General features: G+C 65.9%; 19 protein-coding genes. 7 read left to right on the top strand and 12 right to left on the bottom strand.

Annotated features, from left to right (window positions below; translation table 11 throughout):
* Positions 1–17: 17 nt before the first annotated feature.
* The 3 genes from NF876_RS25100 to NF876_RS25090 all read right to left on the bottom strand — a co-directional run bounded on the left by NF876_RS25100 (position 18) and on the right by NF876_RS25090 (position 2,652).
* Complete coding sequence (locus tag NF876_RS25100; protein ID WP_262271179.1) at positions 18–497, bottom strand: tripartite tricarboxylate transporter TctB family protein; 480 nt, start codon at positions 495–497, stop codon at positions 18–20.
* Between the two features lie 81 nt (positions 498–578).
* Complete coding sequence (locus NF876_RS25095; protein ID WP_262271178.1) at positions 579–1,574, bottom strand: Bug family tripartite tricarboxylate transporter substrate binding protein; 996 nt, start codon at positions 1,572–1,574, stop codon at positions 579–581.
* A gap of 58 nt (positions 1,575–1,632) precedes the next feature.
* Entirely contained in the window at positions 1,633–2,652 is a 1,020-nt protein-coding gene (locus tag NF876_RS25090; protein WP_262271190.1) for a 4-hydroxythreonine-4-phosphate dehydrogenase PdxA, read from the bottom strand.
* A gap of 217 nt (positions 2,653–2,869) precedes the next feature.
* Between NF876_RS25090 and NF876_RS25085 the strand changes: the two genes are divergently transcribed.
* The 6 genes from NF876_RS25085 to NF876_RS25060 all read left to right on the top strand — a co-directional run bounded on the left by NF876_RS25085 (position 2,870) and on the right by NF876_RS25060 (position 9,038).
* The gene (locus tag NF876_RS25085; RefSeq protein ID WP_262271177.1) at positions 2,870–3,559 is read left to right on the top strand and encodes a GntR family transcriptional regulator; all 690 of its coding nucleotides are present in this window, start codon (positions 2,870–2,872) and stop codon (positions 3,557–3,559) included.
* A 43-nt stretch (positions 3,560–3,602) separates the two neighbouring features.
* On the top strand, positions 3,603–4,322 hold the full coding sequence (otnC, locus tag NF876_RS25080) for a 3-oxo-tetronate 4-phosphate decarboxylase (protein ID WP_262271176.1): 720 nt from the start codon (positions 3,603–3,605) through the stop codon (positions 4,320–4,322).
* 4 nt (positions 4,323–4,326) lie between these two features.
* Positions 4,327–5,139, top strand: coding sequence for a hydroxypyruvate isomerase family protein (locus NF876_RS25075; RefSeq protein WP_262271175.1), 813 nt, complete (start codon positions 4,327–4,329; stop codon positions 5,137–5,139).
* Positions 5,136–6,398, top strand: a complete 1,263-nt coding sequence (otnK, locus tag NF876_RS25070) for a 3-oxo-tetronate kinase (protein ID WP_262271174.1) — start codon at positions 5,136–5,138, stop codon at positions 6,396–6,398. Before NF876_RS25075 ends, otnK begins: the two co-directional genes overlap by 4 nt.
* Before the next feature lie 80 nt (positions 6,399–6,478).
* Complete coding sequence (locus NF876_RS25065) at positions 6,479–7,873, top strand: NAD(P)H-dependent oxidoreductase (RefSeq protein ID WP_262271173.1); 1,395 nt, start codon at positions 6,479–6,481, stop codon at positions 7,871–7,873.
* 181 nt (positions 7,874–8,054) lie between these two features.
* On the top strand, positions 8,055–9,038 hold the full coding sequence (locus tag NF876_RS25060) for a bile acid:sodium symporter family protein (protein ID WP_262271172.1): 984 nt from the start codon (positions 8,055–8,057) through the stop codon (positions 9,036–9,038).
* Positions 9,039–9,062: 24 nt separating this feature from the next.
* On the opposite strand, the gene NF876_RS25055 is transcribed toward NF876_RS25060, so the two are convergent.
* From NF876_RS25055 to NF876_RS25030, 6 genes are all read right to left on the bottom strand, one after another.
* Complete coding sequence (locus NF876_RS25055) at positions 9,063–9,923, bottom strand: PCC domain-containing protein (protein WP_262271171.1); 861 nt, start codon at positions 9,921–9,923, stop codon at positions 9,063–9,065.
* A gap of 21 nt (positions 9,924–9,944) precedes the next feature.
* Positions 9,945–10,748 carry an SDR family NAD(P)-dependent oxidoreductase gene (locus NF876_RS25050; protein WP_262271170.1) on the bottom strand — a complete coding sequence of 268 codons (804 nt, stop codon included), beginning with the start codon at positions 10,746–10,748 and terminating at the stop codon, positions 9,945–9,947.
* 7 nt (positions 10,749–10,755) lie between these two features.
* The gene (locus NF876_RS25045) at positions 10,756–11,550 is read right to left on the bottom strand and encodes an SDR family NAD(P)-dependent oxidoreductase (protein WP_262271169.1); all 795 of its coding nucleotides are present in this window, start codon (positions 11,548–11,550) and stop codon (positions 10,756–10,758) included.
* Between the two features lie 42 nt (positions 11,551–11,592).
* Complete coding sequence (locus NF876_RS25040; protein ID WP_262271168.1) at positions 11,593–13,230, bottom strand: acyl-CoA synthetase; 1,638 nt, start codon at positions 13,228–13,230, stop codon at positions 11,593–11,595.
* A gap of 101 nt (positions 13,231–13,331) precedes the next feature.
* The gene (locus NF876_RS25035; RefSeq protein WP_262271167.1) at positions 13,332–15,206 is read right to left on the bottom strand and encodes a TRAP transporter large permease; all 1,875 of its coding nucleotides are present in this window, start codon (positions 15,204–15,206) and stop codon (positions 13,332–13,334) included.
* A gap of 111 nt (positions 15,207–15,317) precedes the next feature.
* Positions 15,318–16,337 carry a TRAP transporter substrate-binding protein gene (locus NF876_RS25030; protein ID WP_262271166.1) on the bottom strand — a complete coding sequence of 340 codons (1,020 nt, stop codon included), beginning with the start codon at positions 16,335–16,337 and terminating at the stop codon, positions 15,318–15,320.
* A gap of 198 nt (positions 16,338–16,535) precedes the next feature.
* Between NF876_RS25030 and NF876_RS25025 the strand changes: the two genes are divergently transcribed.
* Complete coding sequence (locus NF876_RS25025) at positions 16,536–17,402, top strand: IclR family transcriptional regulator (RefSeq protein WP_373371502.1); 867 nt, start codon at positions 16,536–16,538, stop codon at positions 17,400–17,402.
* Positions 17,403–17,810: 408 nt separating this feature from the next.
* On the opposite strand, the gene NF876_RS25020 is transcribed toward NF876_RS25025, so the two are convergent.
* From NF876_RS25020 to NF876_RS25010, 3 genes are read right to left on the bottom strand one after another with little or no spacing between them, the layout of a single operon-like run.
* Positions 17,811–20,585 carry a PAS domain S-box protein gene (locus NF876_RS25020; RefSeq protein ID WP_262271164.1) on the bottom strand — a complete coding sequence of 925 codons (2,775 nt, stop codon included), beginning with the start codon at positions 20,583–20,585 and terminating at the stop codon, positions 17,811–17,813.
* A 41-nt stretch (positions 20,586–20,626) separates the two neighbouring features.
* Positions 20,627–21,265: a chemotaxis protein CheX gene (locus tag NF876_RS25015; RefSeq protein WP_373371500.1), complete on the bottom strand. Its 639-nt coding sequence runs from the start codon at positions 21,263–21,265 to the stop codon at positions 20,627–20,629.
* Positions 21,262–21,651, bottom strand: a complete 390-nt coding sequence (locus tag NF876_RS25010) for a response regulator transcription factor (RefSeq protein ID WP_262271163.1) — start codon at positions 21,649–21,651, stop codon at positions 21,262–21,264. The genes NF876_RS25015 and NF876_RS25010 overlap by 4 nt, the downstream gene beginning before the upstream one ends.
* Between the last annotated feature and the right edge of the window lie 28 nt (positions 21,652–21,679).

Below are 21,679 nucleotides of genomic sequence, written 5' to 3'. Positions count from 1 at the left end.
CTCCGTCCGGATGGGGGCTAGTAGAGGCCCAGGGCGGCCTCGAGCGGGCCCTTCATGAGAGGTACCTGGAAGGCCACCTCGAGCACGAAGTAGAAGATCACGGCGGCGGCGATGCCCGACGCGATGGAGATCGCGAGCCGGTACTGTCCCTGCACCCGCATGACGAAGGCGAGGTACAGCGCCGTCGCGACGTAAAGACCGAGCAGACGGGCCACCACCACGAAGGCGAGCATGGGCACGAAGAACGACGCCACGCGCTTGGCCTCCTCCTTGTGCAGGAAGACCGATTGCAGCCCGCGGCGTCCGGCCGTCGCCTGGACGAGATTGCCGATGCTGGCGGCCACGACCAGCAGGCCGATATAGAACGGGAAGGCTCCGGGCTCAGGCCCGGCATCTCCCCAGCCGATCCCGAATTCCAGAGCGCCGACGACCGCCGCGAGCCCGAGGCCTGCGGTCAGCGTCGCGGTTCCGATCTCAGCGTTGAAACGAGAAATCATCGCGTCCGTCCCGGTTCGATCCATGCCACATGAAAGAGGAGCCGGCGGAGCCTTCCTCCGCCGGCCGTGCGGTCGCCGGCGTCAGCGGACGACCCAGCCTTCTTCCTCGAAAACCTTGCGGTTCTTCGCGTCGTCGGCGGCGATGAAGGTCTTCAGGTCCTGGCCGGCCAGGAACTTGTCGGTCTGGGAGGTGCGCTCGATGTATTCCTTCCACTCCGGCGTCTCGCTCACCTTCTTGAGGACGTCGGCGTAGAACGAAACCGCCTCGGCGGGAACGCCGCCCGGCAGCCATACGGTGCGCGGCATCTGGAACTGGTCGATCGGAATGCCCGCTTCCTTGCAGGTCGGAATGTCCGACCAGCCCATCGTGGCCGTGACCTTGGCGCTGCCCTGGAGGCGGGTCGGGCTGAAGACGCACAGCGGGGTGACTGCCCCGGCCTTCCACTGGCCGGCATTCTCGTTCGGGTTGTTGGTGTTGGAGTCGATATGTCCGCCGGCAAGCTGCACGCCGGCCGCACCGCCGCCCTGGAACGGGACGTAGATGAACTTGGCGCCCGTCGCATCCTGGATCAGGCTGGTGAGCGTCTGGTCCGTGTCCTTGGACTGGCTGCCGCCCATCTTGAACGTGTCGGGCTTCGCCTTCACGGCCTCGATATAGCTCTTGGCGTCCTTGTAGGGCGCATCGGCCTTGACCCAGAGCAGGAACTCGTCGAGGGCCATGGCCGCAACCGGGGTCAGCTCGTCGGGCTTGTAGGCGAGCTTCGCCACGTACGGCAGGAGATAGGCGTTATTCGTGCCGAAGGTCAGCTTGTGGCTGTCGCCCGTCGCGACCTTCGTGTAGATGAAGCCTTCCGCGCCGCTGCCGCCGCCCTTGTTGGTGACGACGATGGACTGCTCCATCAGCTTGTGCTTGGCGATGATCGACTGCACGACGCGGGCGAAGTTGTCGGTGCCGCCGCCGGGTGCCGATGTCACGACGAATTCGACTGGCTTCGTAGGCTTCCAGTCCGCCTGCGCGAGGCCGCTGAATGTCACCGCGACGGCGGTGGCCACCAACCATGAAGTCTTCTTGAGCATCGTTCTTCCTCCCTGTGATGTTTCCAACCGATGGCGTCGGCTCTTGGAACCGGCTGTTTTAGGAATTGACCGCTGACAATCTGGGCTGCTCCGCCTCCGACCGGCGGGCGCGCACCTCGGCGCCCATGCGGATGGCGAGAGAGAGCGCCTCGCGGCTCGCGCCGAGATTCGCGATGCCGCGGCCGGCGATCTCGTAGGCGGTGCCGTGAGCCGGCGTGCAGATCGGGAACTCGAAGCCGCCGATCAGCGTCACGCCGCGATCGAAGCCCATCAGCTTCATCGCGATCTGGCCCTGGTCGTGGTACATGGTGAGAACGGCGTCGAAATCGCCGTTCTTGGCGCGCAGGAAGACGGTGTCCGACGGGAAGGGTCCTTCGACCGTGAAGCCCTTCCCCTGCGCCTGCCGGACCGCCGGCTCGATGATGTCGATTTCCTCGGTGCCGAAGTTGCCGCCGTCCCCCGCATGGGGATTGAGGCCGGCGACGGCGATGCGCGGCGGATTGAAGCCTGCGGCCCGCATGCATTGATCGGCCAGCGTCAGAGACCGCAGGATCGCCTTCTCGGAGATCGCGGCCGCGACCTGCGACAGCGGGATGTGCGATGTCACGCGGGCGTTCCAGGTCTGCCCCAGAACGTTGAACTCGCTCGCGGCCACCGACGTCTTGAGAACGTCGCGCACGAAGCGGATCTCGTCGTCGTAACCGTCATAGGCCAGACGCATGGCCTTCTTGTTGAACGGCGTGAAGAACACCGCATCGGCGCGGCCGGATTGGGCGAGCAACAGGGCACGCCGGAAGTTCTCGGTCGCGAAGACGCCGCCCTCGAGCGTGGCCGTGGCGGGCACGACCTGATCCGGACTGAGATTCTTGAGATCGACGAAGACGGGACGGGCGGCGCGATCCGGAAGCGCCTGCTCGGACGCGACGACATCCACATCCACGGCGACGCCCGCCACCTGGGCTCCACGTTCGAGGATGCGAAGATCCCCGAAGATCACGAGATCGGCGCCGGAGCGGAACTCCTCGGAGGCGATGAGCTTGGCCGCCAACTCGGGGCTGATTCCGGCCGGATCGCCCATGGCGAAGGCGACAGTCGGCTTTTCGGACGGGGTCGGCAAGGATTGAGCGCTCACGGCAACCTCTTCTCGGGATGACGACTGAACGTTAACAGCCGCAAATTTCGTACGCAAGTATGCTGCATACAGAATTTTGTTTGCGGCGGTTCAGGAAAAAGTTGTATAGAGGGGTCTATCCCCGTCAGGATCTGTGGAAACACGGCAAAGTATGGAACGAGCCATGGCATCTGAGGCCGCCCCCTTGCTGATCGACGAGATCGATTCGCGCGGTCCCATCGTCCGCCCTACCCTTCACGACGCCATCGTGGCGCGGGTGCGCGACATGATCATCGAAGGCGAGCTCGCTCCGGGGACCCGCCTCCACGAGGGCAACCTCGGCAAGATGCTGGGGGTCTCGCGGACACCGTTGCGGGAAGCACTCAAGTTCCTGGTCAGCGAGGGTTTGCTGGAACTCTCACCCGGTCGCGGCGCGGTCGTGCGCCAGTTCACCGCGAAGGACGTGCACGACAGCCTGATCGTGCTGGGCAATCTCGAGGGCCTTGCCGGGCGGCTGGCCTGCGAGCACGCCACCGAGTCCGAAATCCGGGAGGTCCGGCAGCTGCATGACCGCATGATGGACATGTACGAGAAGCGCGACCGCCTCCCCTACTTCAAGCTCAACCAGAACATCCACTCCGCCATCCTCCGGCTCTCCAAGAACGAGGCTCTGGTGTCGGTTCACAACGTTCTGCAGGCCCGGCTGAAGCGCATCCGCTACATCGGCAACGAAGGGCCTGAGAAATGGGCCGGCGCGGTGGCCGACCATGTCGAAATGGTCGAGGCGCTCGAGGCGCGCGATGCCGAGCGGCTGTCGACGATCCTGAACGCCCACATGCTGAAAACCTGGGAGCGCGTCAGGCACGCGATCTGATCGGTGGCGTCGTTCAGTCACCATCCACTGCGAGGAACCGGACATGAGCCATGAGAGCCAGCTTCGCGAGTTGATCTGCCGGTTCGGGCGGTCGTTGTTCGAACGCGGCCTGACCGCCGGATCCTCGGGCAACATCTCGGTCCGTTTGAGCGACGGGGGCTGGCTGACGACGCCGACCAACAGCTCCCTGGGCTTTCTCGACCCGGCGCGCTTGAGCAAGCTCGATGGGGACGGCCGCCTCGTGGACGGCGATGCGCCGACCAAGGAACTGCCTCTCCACTCGGCGCTCTACGCGACCCGCCCGGATTCGGGGGCGATCGTTCACCTGCACTCCACGCATTCCGTCGCCGTTTCGATGCTGCCGGACGTGGACCCCGCCAATGCCCTGCCGCCCATGACGGCCTATTACGTCATGCGGGTCGGGCGGACAGCCCTCGTCCCGTACTACCGGCCGGGCGATGCGGCCGTCGCCGACGCGATCCGAGGCCTTGCCGGACGCTACAGCGCCGTTCTTCTGGCCAATCACGGCCCGGTCGTGGCGGGCAAGGATCTGGAAGCCGCCGTCTATGCGACCGAGGAACTGGAAGAGACCGCGAAGCTGCGCCTCCTTCTCCACGGACTCAACCCGCGCCTTCTGACCCGCGCCCAGGTTCGGGACCTGGTGTCTCATTTCAAGCTGGACGAGGCGATCGCGGACGATCCTTCGGACGCTTCTCAGGATTGCTGTTCTGCGCCTCACCACCCCTCCCACCCGTGCGGATGAACCGATGCCCCGCTTCTCGGCCAATCTAGGTTTCCTTTTCACCGAGCTTCCCGAAATCGACCGGGTCGCGGCCGCAGCCGCGGCGGGCTTCAAGGCCGTCGAGATGCACTGGCCATACCACGTGCCTGCGGAGGAGATGCGACGTGCCCTGACCAGCAATCATGTGACCATGCTCGGTCTGAACACCCCGGTGGGGAACGCCGCGGCGGGCGATTTCGGGCTCGGAGCCCTGCCGGGCCGCGAGAGCGAGTTCCAGCAGGCCGTGGAACAGTCCGTTTCCTACGGGCATGCGATCGGCGCGACCGCCGTCCACTGCATGTCCGGGCTGGTCGCCCCGGATGCCGCCTCAGCAGCCGAGAGCACCTTCGTGGCGAACCTGAAGCTCGCTGCCGACAGGGCCGCCCAGGCCGGCATGACCGTGCTCATCGAACCGATCAACCATCGCGACAAGCCGGAATACTTCCTGCACACCGTCGAGCAGGCCGCGTCGATCATCGATCAGGTCGGACGGCGCAACGTGAAGATCATGTTCGACTGCTACCATACCCAGATCATGCAGGGCGATCTCACACGCCGGCTCAAGGACTTCCTCGACGTGATCGGCCATGTCCAGATCGCCGCGGTGCCGAGCCGTGCCGAACCGGACGAGGGCGAGGTCGACTACCGCACCATCTGCCGGACCCTGGATGATTTGGGATACGGCGGCTGGGTCGGCGCCGAGTACAAGCCCCGCGGCCGCACGGAAGACGGCCTCGGCTGGCTGTCCGCCTGGAGCCGGGATCCATCCTCCTCCAGCACTCAGGGAGCCGTGGCATGAAGCTCGGATGCATCGCCGACGATCTGACCGGAGCCACCGACCTTGCCCTGATGCTCGCCCGGGAGGGATTGCGCACCATCCAGACCATCGGGGCGCCGCGCGCGGAGCTCGACCTGTCGGGCGCGGATGCCGTCGTGGCGGCGTTGAAATCCAGGACCATCCCGGCCAAGGAGGCCATCGATCAGTCTCTTGCTGCCGCGGAGATCCTGCGGAAGGCCGGCGCCGAGCACCTGTTCTTCAAATACTGCTCCACCTTCGACTCCACCGACGAGGGCAATATCGGGCCGGTTACCGACGCCCTCCTGGCCTTCACAGGAAGCGACTTCACCCTCGCCTGCCCGGCCTTTCCGGCCAATGGCCGCACGGTCTACAAGGGCCATCTCTTCGTGAACGGGGTGCCGCTGCAAGAGAGCAGCATGAAGGACCATCCGCTCACCCCCATGCGGGATTCCAATCTCGTGCGGGTCCTGCAGCGTCAGACCAGGCGGACGGTCGGGCTCGTCGCCTATGAAGACGTGGAAGCCGGAGCGGATGCCATCCGGGCCGCCTTCGCACGCGAGAAGGCCGCCGGCCACCAGATCGTGATCGTCGACGCGCTGAGCGACGCGCATCTGAGGGCCATCGGTCTTGCGGCCGCGGACCTTCCCCTCATGACCGGCGGATCGGGCGTCGCCATGGGATTGCCCGCAGCCTACCGGCGCGGCGAGCGCGACGCCGCACCCGCGTCGACGGGCTTCGATGCCCCGGACGGCCGCAGCATCATCCTGGCCGGCTCGTGCTCCAGCGCGACCCGGGGACAGGTCAAGGCCGCGATCGAGGCCGGGATCCCGGCGCTCCGCCTCGACGCGCTCGATCTCGCCTCCGGCGCCACGACGGCCCGCACGGCTCTGGATTGGCTGAACGTGCAGGCGACGACGGGACCCGCCCTGATCTACTCCACGGCGACGCCCGAGGAGGTCCAGGCCGTCCAGAACAGGCTCGGGCGCATGAACGCCGGAGAGATCGTCGAGAAGACCCTCGCGGAAATCGCGCAGGCGCTGCCCGGCCTCGGCTTCACCCGCCTCATCGTGGCCGGGGGCGAAACGTCCGGGGCCGTCGTGAACGCCCTCGGGGTCGATGCCCTGGCGATCGGTCCCGAGATCGACCCTGGCGTGCCCTGGACCCGGTCCCTCGCCGGGATCGACCTCGCCCTCGCCCTCAAATCCGGCAATTTCGGCGCCCCGGACTTCTTCCTGAAGGCCTGGACCATGCTTCGGTAGGGCGAAGACCCACGAGAACGACCCATTCGGCGGCACATGAGACCGGTGGCGACCGCTTACCGGAACGGGAGAGATGCGCGATGAACTACCATGATTTCTATGCGAAGGCCGGCCGCCCCGTGGAGACCTGCGTGGTCGGAACGGGCGGCTTCGGCCAGAGCTTCCTCGGGCAGGCCCAGCGTGTTCCCCTGATAAACGCCCGCATCGCAGTCGATCTCACGGCGGAGAGTGCGGCCTCGGGCTTGAAGGCCGCCGGCATCGATCCGCGCCGGATCCACATCTGCGCGTCGGCTCATGACGCACGGGCCGCCTGGGAGCGCGGCGACTACATCGCCACGAAGGACCTCGCGCTCGTCTCCGATCTCCCCTTCGACGTGGTCGTCGAGGCGACCGGACAGCCTCGGGCGGCCGCCCGTCATGCCCTGCTCTCGGTCGAGAGCGAGAAGCACCTCGCGCTCGTCACGAAGGAACTCGACAGCGTGGTCGGACCCGGCCTCAAGGCTCTGGCGGCCGAGCGCGGCCGCGTCGTCACGACGGTCGACGGCGATCAGCCGAGCCTGCTCATCGGCCTCGCCACCTGGGCCGAGATCATGGGCTTCCATATCGTGGCCGCCGGCAAGTCCAGCGAATACGACTTCGTCTTCGATCCGTCCTCCGGTCATCTCGCCAGCAACGAGCGCTCCGCCGAGAACGTGGACCTGAACGCCCATTGGACCCTCGGCGGACGGGACATCGAGGAGATTCTCGCGGCCCGGCACCAGGCCATCGCGGGCTTCCCGCAGCGCGCCGTGCCGGATCTGTGCGAACTCATGGTCGTCGCGAACGCCACCGGCCTCCAGCCCGACCGTTTCGATCTCCACGCGCCGCTCGCGCGCATCGGCGAGGTTCCAACCATCTTCTCGCGCCGGGACGATGGCGGCATTCTCGCGGGCGACGGGCGCCTCGACGTGTTCCACTGCCTGCGCAAGCCCTACGAGATCAGCTTCGCGGGCGGCGTTTTCGTGGTCGTCCGCTGCGATGACGCGAAGAGTTGGGACATGCTGGCCCAGAAGGGCCACGTTGTCAGCCGGACGGGGGCGAACGCCATGGTGTTCCTGCCGCGGCACCTGCTCGGCCTCGAGGCCGCCAGCAGCATTCTCGATGCGGCGATCCACGGGATGTCGGGCTACGGGTCCGACTACCAGCCGCGGTACGACCTGATCGCCGTCGCCGCCGAGGACCTGCCGGCCGGCACGGAGCTGGCGATGGGCGGGCACCACCACACGATCTCCGGCGTCACCGCCGAGTTCCGGCCCGCCGGGCCTTTGGCCGCGAGCGCTCCTGCCCCGTTCTACCTCGCCGCCGATTGCCGGCTGGCGAACCCGGTCTCGAAGGGTCAGGAAATCCGCATGAGCGATCTCGAATGGCCCGAGGCATCGCCCCTGATGAGGCTTCGCCGGGAGCAGGATGCGCGCTTCTTCGGACCGCGGTCTTAGAGCATCGGACGGACCCGGAGGGCCGCGTCAGCGACCCGAAGGGCCACGCCAGTGAAAAGTGGATCCGGTTTTCCGTTCTGACCGATGCTCTCATTCAAGAAGGAAGCATCGGATGGATCCCAAAAGTGCAAGTCCACTTTTGGGTCCGATGCTTTAGAGACCAACCCGGAGCGCACGCCCGATGGCCTTCCTGTCCCTCCTGCGGCCCGACCGCTTCACCATCGCGCTCGTGGCGACGGCCGTCGCCGCGACGATCCTTCCGGCGACCGGTGCGGCGGCGCCCATTCTCAAGATGGTCATCGTCGGGTCGATCGCGCTTCTGTTCTTTCTCCAGGGCGCGCGCCTGTCGCGTCAGGCCATCGTGCAGGGCGCCGTCCACTGGCGTCTGCACCTGATGGTGTTCGCCGCGACCTTCATCCTGTTCCCGATCCTCGGACTGCTCACGAAGACGTACCTCCAGTCGTATCTAGCGCCCGGCATCGCGCTCGGCATCCTCTACCTGTGCCTTCTCCCCTCCACGATCCAGTCATCGATTACCTTCACGTCCATCGCCGGCGGGAACGTCGCGGCGGCCGTGTGCAGCGCCTCGGCTTCGAACGTTCTGGGCGTCCTTCTCACTCCGCTGCTGATGGGATTGTTCATGCAGACGCAGGCAGGGGTGTCGTTCGGGGCCATCGGCGAGATCGTGCTGCAGATCCTCGTCCCGTTCCTGCTCGGGCATCTGCTGCGTCCCTGGTTCGGATCATGGGTGGAGAAGCGCCGGAGGCTCACGAGCCTCGTCGACCGCGGGGCGATCCTGCTCGTCGTCTACTACGCCTTCGGCGAGGCGGCCGTGGAAGGCCTGTGGCACCAGCTGGCAGCGGGGGACATGATCGTCCTCGTCCTCATCAGCTGCGTCCTGCTTGGCCTCGTCCTCGTGGCGACCACGATGGCGAGCCGGCTGTTCGGGTTCTCGATCCGGGATGAGGTCGCCATCGTGTTCTGCGGCTCGAAGAAGAGCCTCGGCAGCGGCGTCCCCATCGCCAGCATCCTCTTCCCGGCCAGCATGGTCGGCGCGATCATCCTGCCCCTGATGCTGTTCCATCAGATCCAGCTGCTGGTCTGCGCGGTGCTCGCACGGGCCTATGCGGAGCGGACAGGCCGGGAGCCGGTGCCGGCCGAGTAGGCTGGAGACCGACCCCCGACGGAATCAATCCGCCAGCGGCTCGATGACCAGCTCGAAGGTGACGCAGACCGGGTTGTCGCCGCGAACGATCTCACCTTCGAAGACCCTGCCCTGGATGTCGACGACGTCGATGTCGAGATGGGCCCGCGGCGCGCCGTCCAGGTCGGCCACCCTGCCCCGGCGGATGAGAACCTCCGTGGCGTGGGAGTCGACCCGGGCTCCGTCCGAAAACCGAACCTCGTTCAGACTGCCGATGCCATGGACCTTCGCCGTCCTGATCGCGTTCTGCGCGCAGATCGCCTCGATCGCCAAGCTGATATCCTCGTTGGGCCTGACCTTCGCCAGCAGCGCACGATGATCCCCGGCCGCATCTCCTCCATCGAAGGTCGCCGGCTCGAACAGGGTGAAGTTGGTCTCCTGGTCGGGCAGAGCCTCGAAGGTCGCCGACCGCGATCCGATCCCGGTCACGGCGATCGGCTCCGCGACGATCGATGCCGGGCCGAGCATGTGGCCCATCTGCCGGCCGTCTCGTGAATTCCAGATCCCATGGCAATGGATGAACGGCTTTCCGTCACGCCACCCGACGATCACGCCGGCGCGCTCGATCTCGACCACGCCCTCCGGGGCGAAGGTCTGGCTGTACCACGCCGCATGGAGGTCATCCGGAGAGGCGGCCGGCATGACGAACTGGAACGGCTCGCACCGGCCGCCCCTGAGCTCGACGAAGCCGCCGCCGCACCCTGCCTCGGCGAACCCCTTCGCGATGGCTGCATCCACGGCCTGGCCCGGCTCGAGGGTGAAACGCAGCGGAACCGCGGAACCAAGGACGGCGGACACGCGCGCCGGCGCGACCGGGCCAGGGTGATGAATGAGTCTGGGGGCCATCCTCAACCTCAGGATCAAGCGTCAGCGCAATTCGGATACGGCGCAGCTCTGGCCGCCGTCGACCGGCAGGCAGACGCCCGTGATGAACCGGGCCTCGTCGGAGGCCAGGAAGACGGCCGCATTCGCGATGTCCCAGGCCGTACCCATCGTCCCGAGCGGCACGGCCGCGTTGCGCGCGGCCACCATCTCGTCGACGGAGGCATATTGCCCGGAGATCTGCTTGTAGATCAGCGGCGTGTCGATGAGCCCGGGCATGATGCAGTTCGCCCGGATGCCCTGGCGGGCATATTGCATGGCCAGGGCGACGGTCGCCTGATTGACGGCCGCCTTGGTGGCGGAATAGGCGAAATACGGATAGCCGGTCCAGCGGATCGCCGCGAGCGACGAGATGTTGACGATCGCGCCGCCGCCGTTCCGAAGCATATGCGGGATGACGGCCTTGGAGGTCCGGTAGACCGGGCCGATATTGAGGTTCAAGGCCGCCGCGAACTGCTCCTCGCTCAACTCGACCGGCCCGCCCATGTGCGTCACGCCGACATTGTTGTGCAGGATGTCGATCCTCCCGAACTCGGCAACCGCGCGTTCCACCGCCTTGCCGATGGAGCTCAGGTCGGTGACGTCCGCGGCAGCAGCCAGGGCGACGCCGCCCTCCTGGCCGATGATGCTGGCCGTTTCCTCGGCGGCGTCCTGGACGAGATCGACACAGGCCACCTTCGCGCCCTCGCGTGCATAGGCAACGGCGGCCGCCTTTCCGTTGCCCCAACCGGGTCCCGAGGATCCCGCGCCGAACACGATGGCGATCCTGTCCTTCAGACGCGTGCCCATCGTGCGCTCACTCCTGTCCGGTGCGGGCGGCTGCATCCGATTTGGGAGCCAGAATGCCCGCGATGGAGAACCCGCCGTCCACGCAGATGGTCTGCCCGGTGATGTAGCTCGATTTTCGCGGATCGAGGAGGAACGCGGCGGCGCCGGCGATCTCGTCCGGCGAGCCATAGCGGCGCTGGGGGACGGTCGTCATCCAGGCCGCGCGCACGTCGGGCGTATGGACCTCCTGGACGAGCGGTGTCTCGATCGGCCCGGGCGCGATGGCATTCACGCGGATCCCGAGGGAAGCGAGTTCGACCGCCATGACCTTCGTCATGGTGATGACGCCACCCTTCGAGGCTCCATAGGCGACGCGCCCCTTGTTGCCTACGAGGCCGGACACGGACGCGATGTTGACGATGGAACCGCTCCCGCGATCCCGCATCCGTTTGGCCGCTTCGCGGGACACGACGAAGCTGCCGATCAGGTTGACCTCGAGCATCCTGCGGAAGAGATCGACGCTCGTGTCGAGGGCGGGCACATCGCGACCGATCCCGGCCGAGTTGACAACACCCGTGATCGGTCCGAACTCCGCCTCGCAGGCCGCGATCGTGCGGACGACTCCCTCCTCGTCGGCCACGTCCATCCGCTCGAACCGCACCCAGTTGTTGGCCGGCGAGAGTGCCTCCCTGCAGCGATCCAGGCTCTTCTGTTCGAGATCCGCCACGATGGCGCGCCACCCCTCGGCGAGAATGGCTTCGACCACCGCAAGCCCGATCCCCGACGCCCCCCCGGTCACGAGCACTGTCTGCGGCTGCGCCATGGTTCTCTCCTCTCGGGTCTGACGACGATGGTGCGGTTTCTGTCAGGTCGTACCCGGCGCCGGCTCGGCCGGCGGCAGGGACCCGCGCTTCTCGAGTTCCGCCCGGATATCCTTCTTCGTGATCTTGCCGTAGGCCGATCGCGGCAGAGCTTCCCAGAAGAAGATCCGTTTCGGAAGCTTGTACCGGGACACCTTGCCGTCCATCCAGGCGAGAAGCTCGCCCTCGCTCACGTTCGCCTGCGGCCGCGTCACGCAAACCGCGACGCCCACCTCGCCCCAGGTTCGATCGGGCACGCCCAGAACCGCCACCTCGGCGATGGCCGGATGTGTGAGGATCCTCTCCTCGATCTCGCGCGGATACACGTTCGAGCCGCCGGAGATGTACATGTCCGACGCGCGACCGGTGATGTAGAGGTAGCCTTGCTCATCCACATGCCCCAGATCACCGGTCCGGAACCAGCCGTCCCGGAACGCCTTCGCGTTGGCCTCCGGGTTGTTGTAGTAGCCCGCGAAGACGGCCGGCCCGCAGACGCAGATCTCGCCCGTCTGTCCGGCCGCCACCTCCCGCCCCTGCTCGTCCTGGATCGAGACCTGCATGCCGGTGCGCTCGTAGCCGCAGGTCCCGACCTTCACGTCGGGACCATCGTCCGGCTCGTGGAGGGCCGGCGGAAGCACGGTGATGTTCCCGGTCACCTCGCCCAGCCCGAAATACTGGACCAGCACCTTGCCGAGCGTCTTGAGCGCATGCTTCTGATCCTCCCGGTACATGGGGGCGCCGGCATAGATCACGTAACGGAGCGAGGAATGGTCGTGCGTTTCCACGGAAGGATGCTCGGTCAGCAGCTTCACGATGGTGGGCACGGTGAAGAGATTGGTGATCCGCCACTGCTCGACGAGCCGCCAGGCCTCGTCGACATCGAAGCGCTCGCTCGACAGCAGCACGGTCTTGGCCGCGCGCGCCACCTGCGTGAGCTGGTGGACGCCCGCGCCATGGGACAGGGGCGCGACCACCAGGGACGAGTCGCGGTGCGTCGTGCCGGGCATCAGGTCGCAGAGGTGGTTCGTGACCACGAACGCCATCTGGCCGTGGGTCAGAACCGCCGCCTTCGGCCGTCCCGTCGTGCCGGACGTGAAGAAGAACCAGCACGGATCGTCGTGCTCCACCGATGCCAGCGGCACGCTCTCGCCGGCGTGCCGTTCCACGAGCGCATCGTAATCGTCGCCGAAGCCCGAGGCTCCGATGGAGATCGCGAACCGGATGCCGGGCGCGGCCTCGCGGACGACCGCCGCATGGTCCGGAAAATCGCGATGGCAGATCAGCGCCGAGGCGCCGCTCGACTGGGCGAGATAGGCCACCTCGTCGGGCGTCTGGCGGAAGTTCGCCGGCACCCAGACGGCTCCGACCTGGAAGCAGGCGAACATGGATTCGAACATCTGGTTGCAGTTCTTCGACTGCACCAGGACGCGGTCGCCCTTGCCGATCCCGTTCGCCGCAAGGGCGGCCGCCATGGCGTCGACGCGGCGGGCGAGCTCGGTCCAGGTCCAGCTCTCCTCGCCCCAGACGAAGCCGATATCGGGTCCGTGGCGCCGGGCCGCCTGGTGCAGGAAGTTGGCGAGGTTCATGACCCGCTTCGACACGGGCACGACGCCTCCCGCAGGGTTCGGAAGAGAGGCGGTCATGGGCGGCATTTCCGAAGACCGATCAAGCCATGGCGTGCCATCGGTGAGTTTTTCCTTTGTCGAACGGCTCTGTCCATCATCCTTGCAGGTTGCGGGATGCGTCAGAGGAACGCCGTCGAGATCCACGGGACGGTGGCGATGATCACAAGGCCCGCGATGAGCGCCACGAGATAGGGCCAGATCGCCCCGATCGCTTCGTCGGGCGACACGTTGCCGATCTTGCAGGCGAGATAGAAGCCGATGCCGATCGGCGGCGTCATCAGGCCGATATTCATCGCCGTGACGATGACCATCGCGTAGTGGATGTCGTTGATCCCGAGGCTCTTGGCGATGGGGAACATGAGCGGGGCCATCAGGACGATGGCGGGCAGTCCCTCGAGCACGCAGCCCAGGATCATGAAGACCACGATGGTGAGCGCCATGAAGGCGATCCAGCCGCCGGGCAGGCCCGTCATGATGGAGGCGAGACTCTGCGCGACGCCCGCCTGCGTGATCGCCCATGCCATGGCGAGAGCGGTGCCGAGGATGAGCAGGATCGACCCGGTGAGCGCCGCGGTCTCGACCAGCATCCCGTAGAGCTTGCGCCAGCCGATGCCGCCGTAGAGAACCACTCCCACGAACAGGGCATAGACGACCGCGATGGTCGACACCTCGGTGGCGGTGGCGACGCCGCCGGCGACCGTGCTGCGGATGAGGAACGGCAGGACGAGCGCGGGCGCCGCCACCAGCAGCGTGCGGCCGATCAGGGATGCGGACGCCCGGCGGACGCCCTCCATGCTCTCGTGGCGGGACTTCCAGCGCGCCAGGACTGCCAGGGCCGCGAGCAGCACCATGGCGACCACGAAGCCGCTGGTGAACAGGCCCGCGATCGACACGCCCGCGACGGATCCCAGGACGATGAGGACGATGCTGGGCGGAACGGTGTCGGCCATGGCGGCGCCCGTGGCGAGCAGCGCGATCATCTCCCGCGGGCTGTGACCGCGCCGCTTCATCTCCGGGAACAGGGCCGGCGCCACGGTGGCCATGTCGGACACCTTGGATCCCGAGATGCCCGACACGACGAAGAGAGAGCCGAGCAGCACGTAGGACATTCCGGCCCGCACATGCCCGAGAAGCGACGCCAGGAAATCGACGATCGCCTTGCCCATCCCGGTCGCATCGAGGATGCAGCCTAGGAGGACGAAGATCGGAACCGACAGAAGGATGATGCCCGACATGCCCTCGTCCATCCGTCCGATCATCACGAAGATCGGAACCTGGGTGGCGAAGGCCAGATAGCTCAGCGTGCCGATGCCGAAGCAGAACGCGATCGGCACCCCGGCGGCAAGGCACAGGGCCACGAAGACGACGAGGAACAGGATGATCTTGCCGCTTCCCATTCGGACGAGGGACGGCGAGAAGAACCAGAGCGCGGCAGCGACCGCGGCGATTAGGAGAGCCGCCACGACGAGATCGCGCCACGACGCGTTCTTCAGCGCGTATGCCAGAACGATCCCGAGCATGGCCACCATTCCGAACGGAATGGCCGCGACGCGGAAGGTGCTTGGGATATTCAGCGCGGGAGACGTGATGTACCATTCCTCCAGCGCGTAGTCGAAGGCCGGCACCATCAGGACGAGAAGGAAGGTGGCGATCACCAGGGGCGCGAAGGCCCCCAGGAAGGCCTGGGCACGCTCCGGCATCTTGTGCAGGAACAGGGTCAGCCTGAGATGCTCGTTGCGGTCGAGCGCGATCGCCGAGCCGAGCATCGCGAGCCATAGGAAACAGAGGGACGCGACCTCGTCGATCCAGACGACCGAGAGCGAGAACACGTAGCGCGAGGCTACGCCGGCCAGCAGAAGCACGACGATCGCGACCAGCAGGCCGGACGCGACGATCTCGACCGGCTTCAGGAAGCGCGATCCGGCCCGAACCTCGTCGCTCTCGGCGACGATGAGCGGTTCTGTGGCGGGAAGTGCCTGGGCGGAGGATGTCATGTCCGAACGTTCCCTACGATTCTCCGGCATGCGGGAAGCCGAGGCGCCTTCCGGCCGCACGATTGCCTGATCCCTGCGCCGGCAGGCGCAGGGATCCCGGTCCCAAGTGGGCTAGGCCAGGGACCCGACGGCACGCTCGAGGAGCGCCCAGGCCTCGTCGCCGTACTTGCCCTTCCATTCCGAGTAGAAGCCCGCCTTGCGCAGCTTCTCCCGGAACGGGCCGGGATCGGGTTGATTGAAGACCATGCCTTTCGCGGCGAGCTCCTGCTGCAGGTTGCCGTTCAGCTTGGACACGTCCTCACGCTCCTTCACGCCCGCGGCGTTGATATGCTTGGCGACGATCGCGCGCACATCCTCCGGCAGCCGCTCCCAGGCGCGCCGGTTCGCCAGGAACCAGAAGCCGTCCCACATGTGGTTCGTCAGCGAGCAGTATTTCTGCACTTCATTGAGCTTCGCCGTGGACACGATGGCCAGCGGGTTCTCCTGGCCGTCGACCACCTTGGTCTGTAGCGCCGTATAGACCTCGTTGAAGTTGATCGACGTCGGGGCCGAGTCGAACGCCTTGTACATGGAGGTCCAGAGCGGCGAGACCGGGACCCGGATCTTGAAGCCCTTCAGGTCGTCCGGGGTGCTGATCGGCTTCGTGGACGATGTCGTCTGCCGAAAGCCGTTGTCCCAGATCTTGTCCATGACCACCAGGTTCGCCTTGGTGATCTGCTGGCGCACATAGGCGCCGAGGTCGCCGTCCATCGCCTTCCAGACGGTCGCATAGTCCGGAAACGCGAAGCCGATCCCGTTGATGGACGCGGCCGGGACGAGGGTCGACAGGATCAGGCCCGACAGGGTGAAGAATTCCACGCCGCCCGAGCGCACCTGGCTGAGCGTGTCCGTGTCCGACCCCAGCTGGCTGCTCGGAAAGATCTGCAGATCGAACCGCCCGTTCGTCTCCGCCTTGATCGCGGCGGCCATCTCGCGCGCCCGCGCGTTCATCGGGTGGGAATCCGGCAGGTTGTTCGCGTATTTGTAGGAGAACTCAGCCTGCTGAGCCCGCGCGATGAACGGCGCTCCAACGACTGCACCCGCGACAGCGGTCGAACCGACAGTGAGCAGCCGACGGCGAGACAAGATCATGTAACCCTCCTGGTCGGGTCCCCGGGACCCGTGTGTTTCCTCAAGACCAAGGTCCATATATCGGACCTGCGATTATTCAGGCACGCCGCTTGCCGGGCGTTTTCATTGGCCCCCTAGCAGGCACTCTGATAGGATCCCTTGTCAATGAAAAAGTGCCACCTGGGCTGAATCCCGGGAAGGCCGCCATCGAAGGTCCATATATTGGAATACGAGAAGAGCATTTCGGCCAGGATCGCCGTTCAGGGCATCAGCAACCCGTCGTCCCACGGGGCACAGGCGATCGACCGGGCCGCGACTTTGCTGCTGCTCGTGGGCCGCGCCGGGCCCTCCGGCGCCCGGCTGTCCGAAATGGTCGAGCAATGCAGCCTGTCGAAGCCGACCGTGCGACGCATGCTTCTCGCCCTGACGCGCGCGGGTCTGCTCGATCAGGACCTCGAGACCAGGCGGTATTATCTGGGCCCGGAGATCCACGTTCTCGGTACGCTGGCGAGCGCCCGGTTCGGCATCCATTCGATCTCCGTGCGGTCCCTCGTCCGGTTGAGCCAACGGACCGGCGACACCGCCTTTCTCTCGGTGCCTCGCGACGTCTATTCCATCTGTGTCCACAGAGAGGAAGGTCCGTTCCCGATCAGGGTCCACGCCCTTCATGCGGGAGACCGGCATCCGCTCGGGGTCGGCGCAGGTGGCCTCGCCCTACTGGCCGCCCTGCCCGACGAGGAGGTCGAGGACGTGCTGGCCGCCAACGCGGACGTTCTTGCGGAGAAGTACCCGCCCTTCTCGCCCCCGGTGCTTCGCAGTCTCGTTCGAGATACCCGTGAGAGAGGCTATGCCCTCAACCCCGGAATGCTTCTTCCGGACTCCTGGGCGATCGGGGTTCCCATTCACGGGCCCGACGGCAGACCGGTCGGAGCCCTTTCCATCGCGGCAACCGAAAGTCGCCTGAGCCGGGAGCGGCAACTCGAAATCGCCCCGCTGCTCAGAAAGGAAGCGTCCTCGATCGAGACGCGTCTGGCCGAGGCAGATCCCGGCGAGAAACAGGCGCGGGTCCGCCGCAGCTCGCCGTGACGGAGACCCGCGCAAGGCCTGACGGATGTCACTCGCCGGGCGACCTCATCCTGGCGGCTTGCCGAACAAAGCGGAGCGCGTCGCGCAGTGTGAGGACGAAAGCGGGCCACGCTCGTGAAGCGAACGATGCGCCGCTTCAACGATGTGAGCCTCGGACATTCGGGATGGCCGGCCATGACGACGAGGGTGGTGCGAGCCGGGCAGTTCATCCTCCACGTCATCACTGGGCTCGTCCCGGTGATCCCGATTGTTTGGGGCACGGCGCCTCTCCGTATCGGGATGGCCGGGACAAGCCCGGCCATGACGTGCGGAGGGTGTTCGCACCGGGTCACACACGCCACGTCATCGCCAGGCTTGTCCCGGTGAACGCGATCGGAACACCGGCGAGCGCATCGTGCGAACGAGGCTCTAGCGCTTGTCCGAGCCCTTCTCGATGATGTGACGGATCCGAACCGCCAGGTCTTCGATCGCGAACGGCTTCGTGATCATCTCCATGCCGGGCGCCAGGAAGCCGGACGCGATGGCGGCCTGCTCGGCATAGCCGGTGATGAAGAGCACCTTCAGGTTGGGACGCATCAGGCGCGCGTGATCGGCGAGCTGGCGGCCATTCAGGCCCGGCAGCCCCACGTCGCTGACGAGCAGGTCAACCCTCTGTTTCGACTCGAGCACTTTGAGTCCGGACGGACCGTCAACCGCCTCCAGGGCATGATACCCGAGATCGGCCAGCACCTCGAGGATGAGCGATCGGACGACGGGCTCGTCCTCGACCACGAGAACGGTCTCACCCTCTTCCGCCCGATGGGCGTCGCTCAGCACGGAGGCGGGCGCTTCCCCTTCCAGCTCGCCCGTGTGATGGGGCAGATAGATCTTGACGGACGTTCCCTTGCCGACCTCGCTGTAGATCCTGACATGTCCCTCGGATTGCTTGGCGAAGCCATAGACCATGGAGAGACCGAGCCCTGTCCCCTCGCCGATCGGCTTGGTCGTGAAGAACGGATCGAAGGCTTGAGCCAGGACGTCGGCGGGCATGCCCGTACCGGTGTCGGACACGCTGATCGTCACATACAGCCCCGGAGCCACATCCTGCTGGGAGAGCGGATAGACGCGGTCCAGGTTGGAGACGGAGGTCTCGATCGTGAGTGATCCTCCCTCGGGCATCGCATCGCGGGCGTTGATCGCCAGATTGAGAATCGCGCTCTCGAGCTGGTTTGGATCGCAGATCGTGAGCGGCAGGTTCTCGGACGTGGCGATATTGAGCCGGATCGATTCCGACATCGTTCTCCGAAGCAGGTCCTCCATGGACAGGACGAGCCGGTTGGCATCGACAGGCTTCGGATCGAGCGGCTGGCGCCGGGCAAAGGCGAGAAGGCGGTGCGTGAGCGCCGCCGCGCGATTGGCTGACGTCGTCGCGGCACCGATGTACCGATCGAGTTTTTCGAGGCGTCCCTGCGCCATGCGGGACTGGAGGAGATCGAGCGAGCCGACGATGCCCGTCAGCAGGTTGTTGAAGTCGTGCGCGATGCCGCCGGTCAACTGCCCGACGGCCTCCATTTTCTGACTCTGTCGAAGCTGCTCCTCGAGCTGCTTGCGCTGAGTGACGTCGCGCCCGACGCTGTAGAACACATCCCCGGCCGGAGCGAAGGTCCAGTTGATCCAGCGGTACGATCCGTCCTTCGCATGGACCCGAATGTCGATGTCCTTGACGGCCCGCCCGCTCTGCAATGCCTGGAGCAGGCTGTTCCCGACCGGCTTATCCTCATCATAGATCCAGGTGTCGATCCGGGTTCCGACGATCTCGTCTTCCCGGTAGCCGAGAAGTTCCGTCCAGGCAGGGTTGACGGCGTTGAGCAATCCGTCGGCGTCGCACACGCTGAACAGATCGCTCGAGAGGCTCCAGAGCCGGTCACGCTCCCGGGTCCGCTCTTCCACGCGGCTCTCGAGACGTTCGTTGAGTTCGCGAAGCCTCGCCTCCGACTGCTTGGCAACCGTGATGTCGTAGACGACACCGATGAATCGCAGGCCTGCCGTATCCGCATCGCGCACATACTCGCCGCGCCGAGCCAGCCATCGAGGCTCCCGGTCATCGGCGCGCTTGATTCGAAACTCCACATAGGAGGCGGTTTCGCCGGAGCTCGGCTCGACGATCGGACGATCTCCCGGCTCGACCAGAGCATTCACGGTCCGGATGGGAAGAGCACTGCTCGGATGAAGCCCGAGCAATCGGCAGAACTCCTCCGAGACGTTGACGGTCGCGTAGCCCTCCACGTACTCGAACGTTCCGACGCCACCCGCGCTCTGGGCGATCCGGAGACGCTGTTCGACGTGCTTCTGCTCGGTAATGTCGATGACTACCCCGGTGAACCGCACCGGCCGGTCGGTGTGGTCGAAATGGCAGCGCCCTCTCGCAAGGGCCCATTTCACCGAACCGTCCGACCCGAGGAGACGGTACTCCTTCGAGAAGATCTCCGCTCCATTGAGAATGCCCCCGACGGCGAGGCGGACCCGTCGACGGTCGTCCGGATGGATCGACTTGAAGAAATCCTCGACCGGAAGGCCCTTCTCCGCCGCGGCGGGGTCGAGATCGTGAAGAACCGCGAATCGCGCGTCCGCCGTGAAGCGTCCCTGGGGAATGTCCCAGTCCCAGGAGCCGCCGCTTCCGGCCACCGTCAGGGTCTGGCGCAGCCGCTCGTTCGTCTGATCCAGCTCTCGCTGGCTCGCCTCGAAGGCAGCCTGCATCGTCCGCGACTGATGCGCCTCGGTGACATCGACCTGTGTCGCGAGGAAGAACTGGGGCTCGCCGGTGGAATCGCACACGGGCGTGACGAAGAGATGATTCCAGAACTGAGAACCATCCTTGCGCCGGTTAAGCAGTTCCGCTGAGACCGCCCGGCCGCCGGTGATCGCTTCCCGTATCTGCGCGATCGCCTTCTGGTCCGTGTCGGGAGCCTGGAGGAACCGGCAGTTTCTGCCGACCGCCTCCTCGGGAGCGTAGCCCGTCACTCTGGAGAAGGCATCGTTGACGTAGACGATGGGATTGTCGAAGACCCGCGGATCCGTGGCAACCATGGGCAGCCCGGACTTCTCGAAGGCGGCGAAGACCGGCCCGGCCACGCGCCGCAGCTCATCGGCGGCCCGGTCGATCGCCTGTTTGGCCTCGCGCTGGGACAGGATCGGGGCGGTCATTCTTGGCAGAGTCTCGCGGATGAGATCGTGAATGCCATAGCCTAAGCCTCGTCTCCGATCACCCGATCGATGAAGCTCGCGATGAGCTCCTTCAATGCGGCAAGCGACGGCAGATCCATCAGCATGGCGATATAGCCCCGGATATCACGATTCCGAATTGAGAAGTTGATGTAGAGGAAGAGAACGAGCCCATCGTCCGGCTGATTGTGTTCGAGGGTGAAGAGCCGGGTACCATCGCCGCGGATCACTTCGGGCAGAGAAATGCTGAGGGATCGCTTCAGCATATTGGCCATGGTGGCGAGGCAGCCGTTCAGGATGATGTTGCCCGTTTCGGCAAGAGCCTCCTGCTCCATGGCGGCGACTTCGTCCGGCGGCACGTCGTTCCCGATGATCGCCTTGGTGAGATCGAGGCCGGTGGCCTCGGGAAAGATCAGCAGGGCACGGCCCGAGAACGCACCCTCGAAGCGCTGCTGAATAGCCACGAGATCGTCCGTCTCCCGCTCGCCGATCAGCCGGGCGGCGTGATGAGGTGCCATGATCTCGATGGACGGTACCGAGAGGAGAACCTCCTCGCCGATCATCTTGCGCAGGCTCGAGGCCGCGCGGCTGACCCCGATATTGACGAGTTCCGTCAAAGCATCGTGTTCGAGTTCCGTCAGAGAGATCTGGTCGTTCATCATGACGGCGTGCCGCCCGATCGCATCCGCAGCGCCGCTCCGGAAATGAATCCTCGCAGCCCGTCCTCCGTCAGAGGCTTGCTGACGAAGGTGGCATTGACCTCCCTTGCCCGCGCGATCACCTCGTCCTGGATGTTGGCCGTGATGACGGCAATCGGCATGGTCGGATGAATGGCGCGTAGTTCAGCCGCGAGTTCAAGGCCGTCCTTCTCCGGCATGTTGTAGTCGATCATGGCAAGATCGATCTTCCGCTGGCGGATGATGTCGAGGGCGTCCTGCGCATTGCCGGCCTCGATGCGGTCCCAGTCCGGCTGCAGCGCAGCCAATGCCTTGCCGGCGACGATGCGCGCCAGCTTGCTGTCGTCGACGATCAGAACAGTTGTAGCCACTCACATGCTCCACCAGCGGGTTCGGATT

It is taken from the genome of Microvirga yunnanensis, from assembly GCF_025460875.1.
The sequence above is the reverse complement of the archived record's forward strand: the minus strand, read 5'-3'. Positions and strand labels throughout refer to the sequence as shown.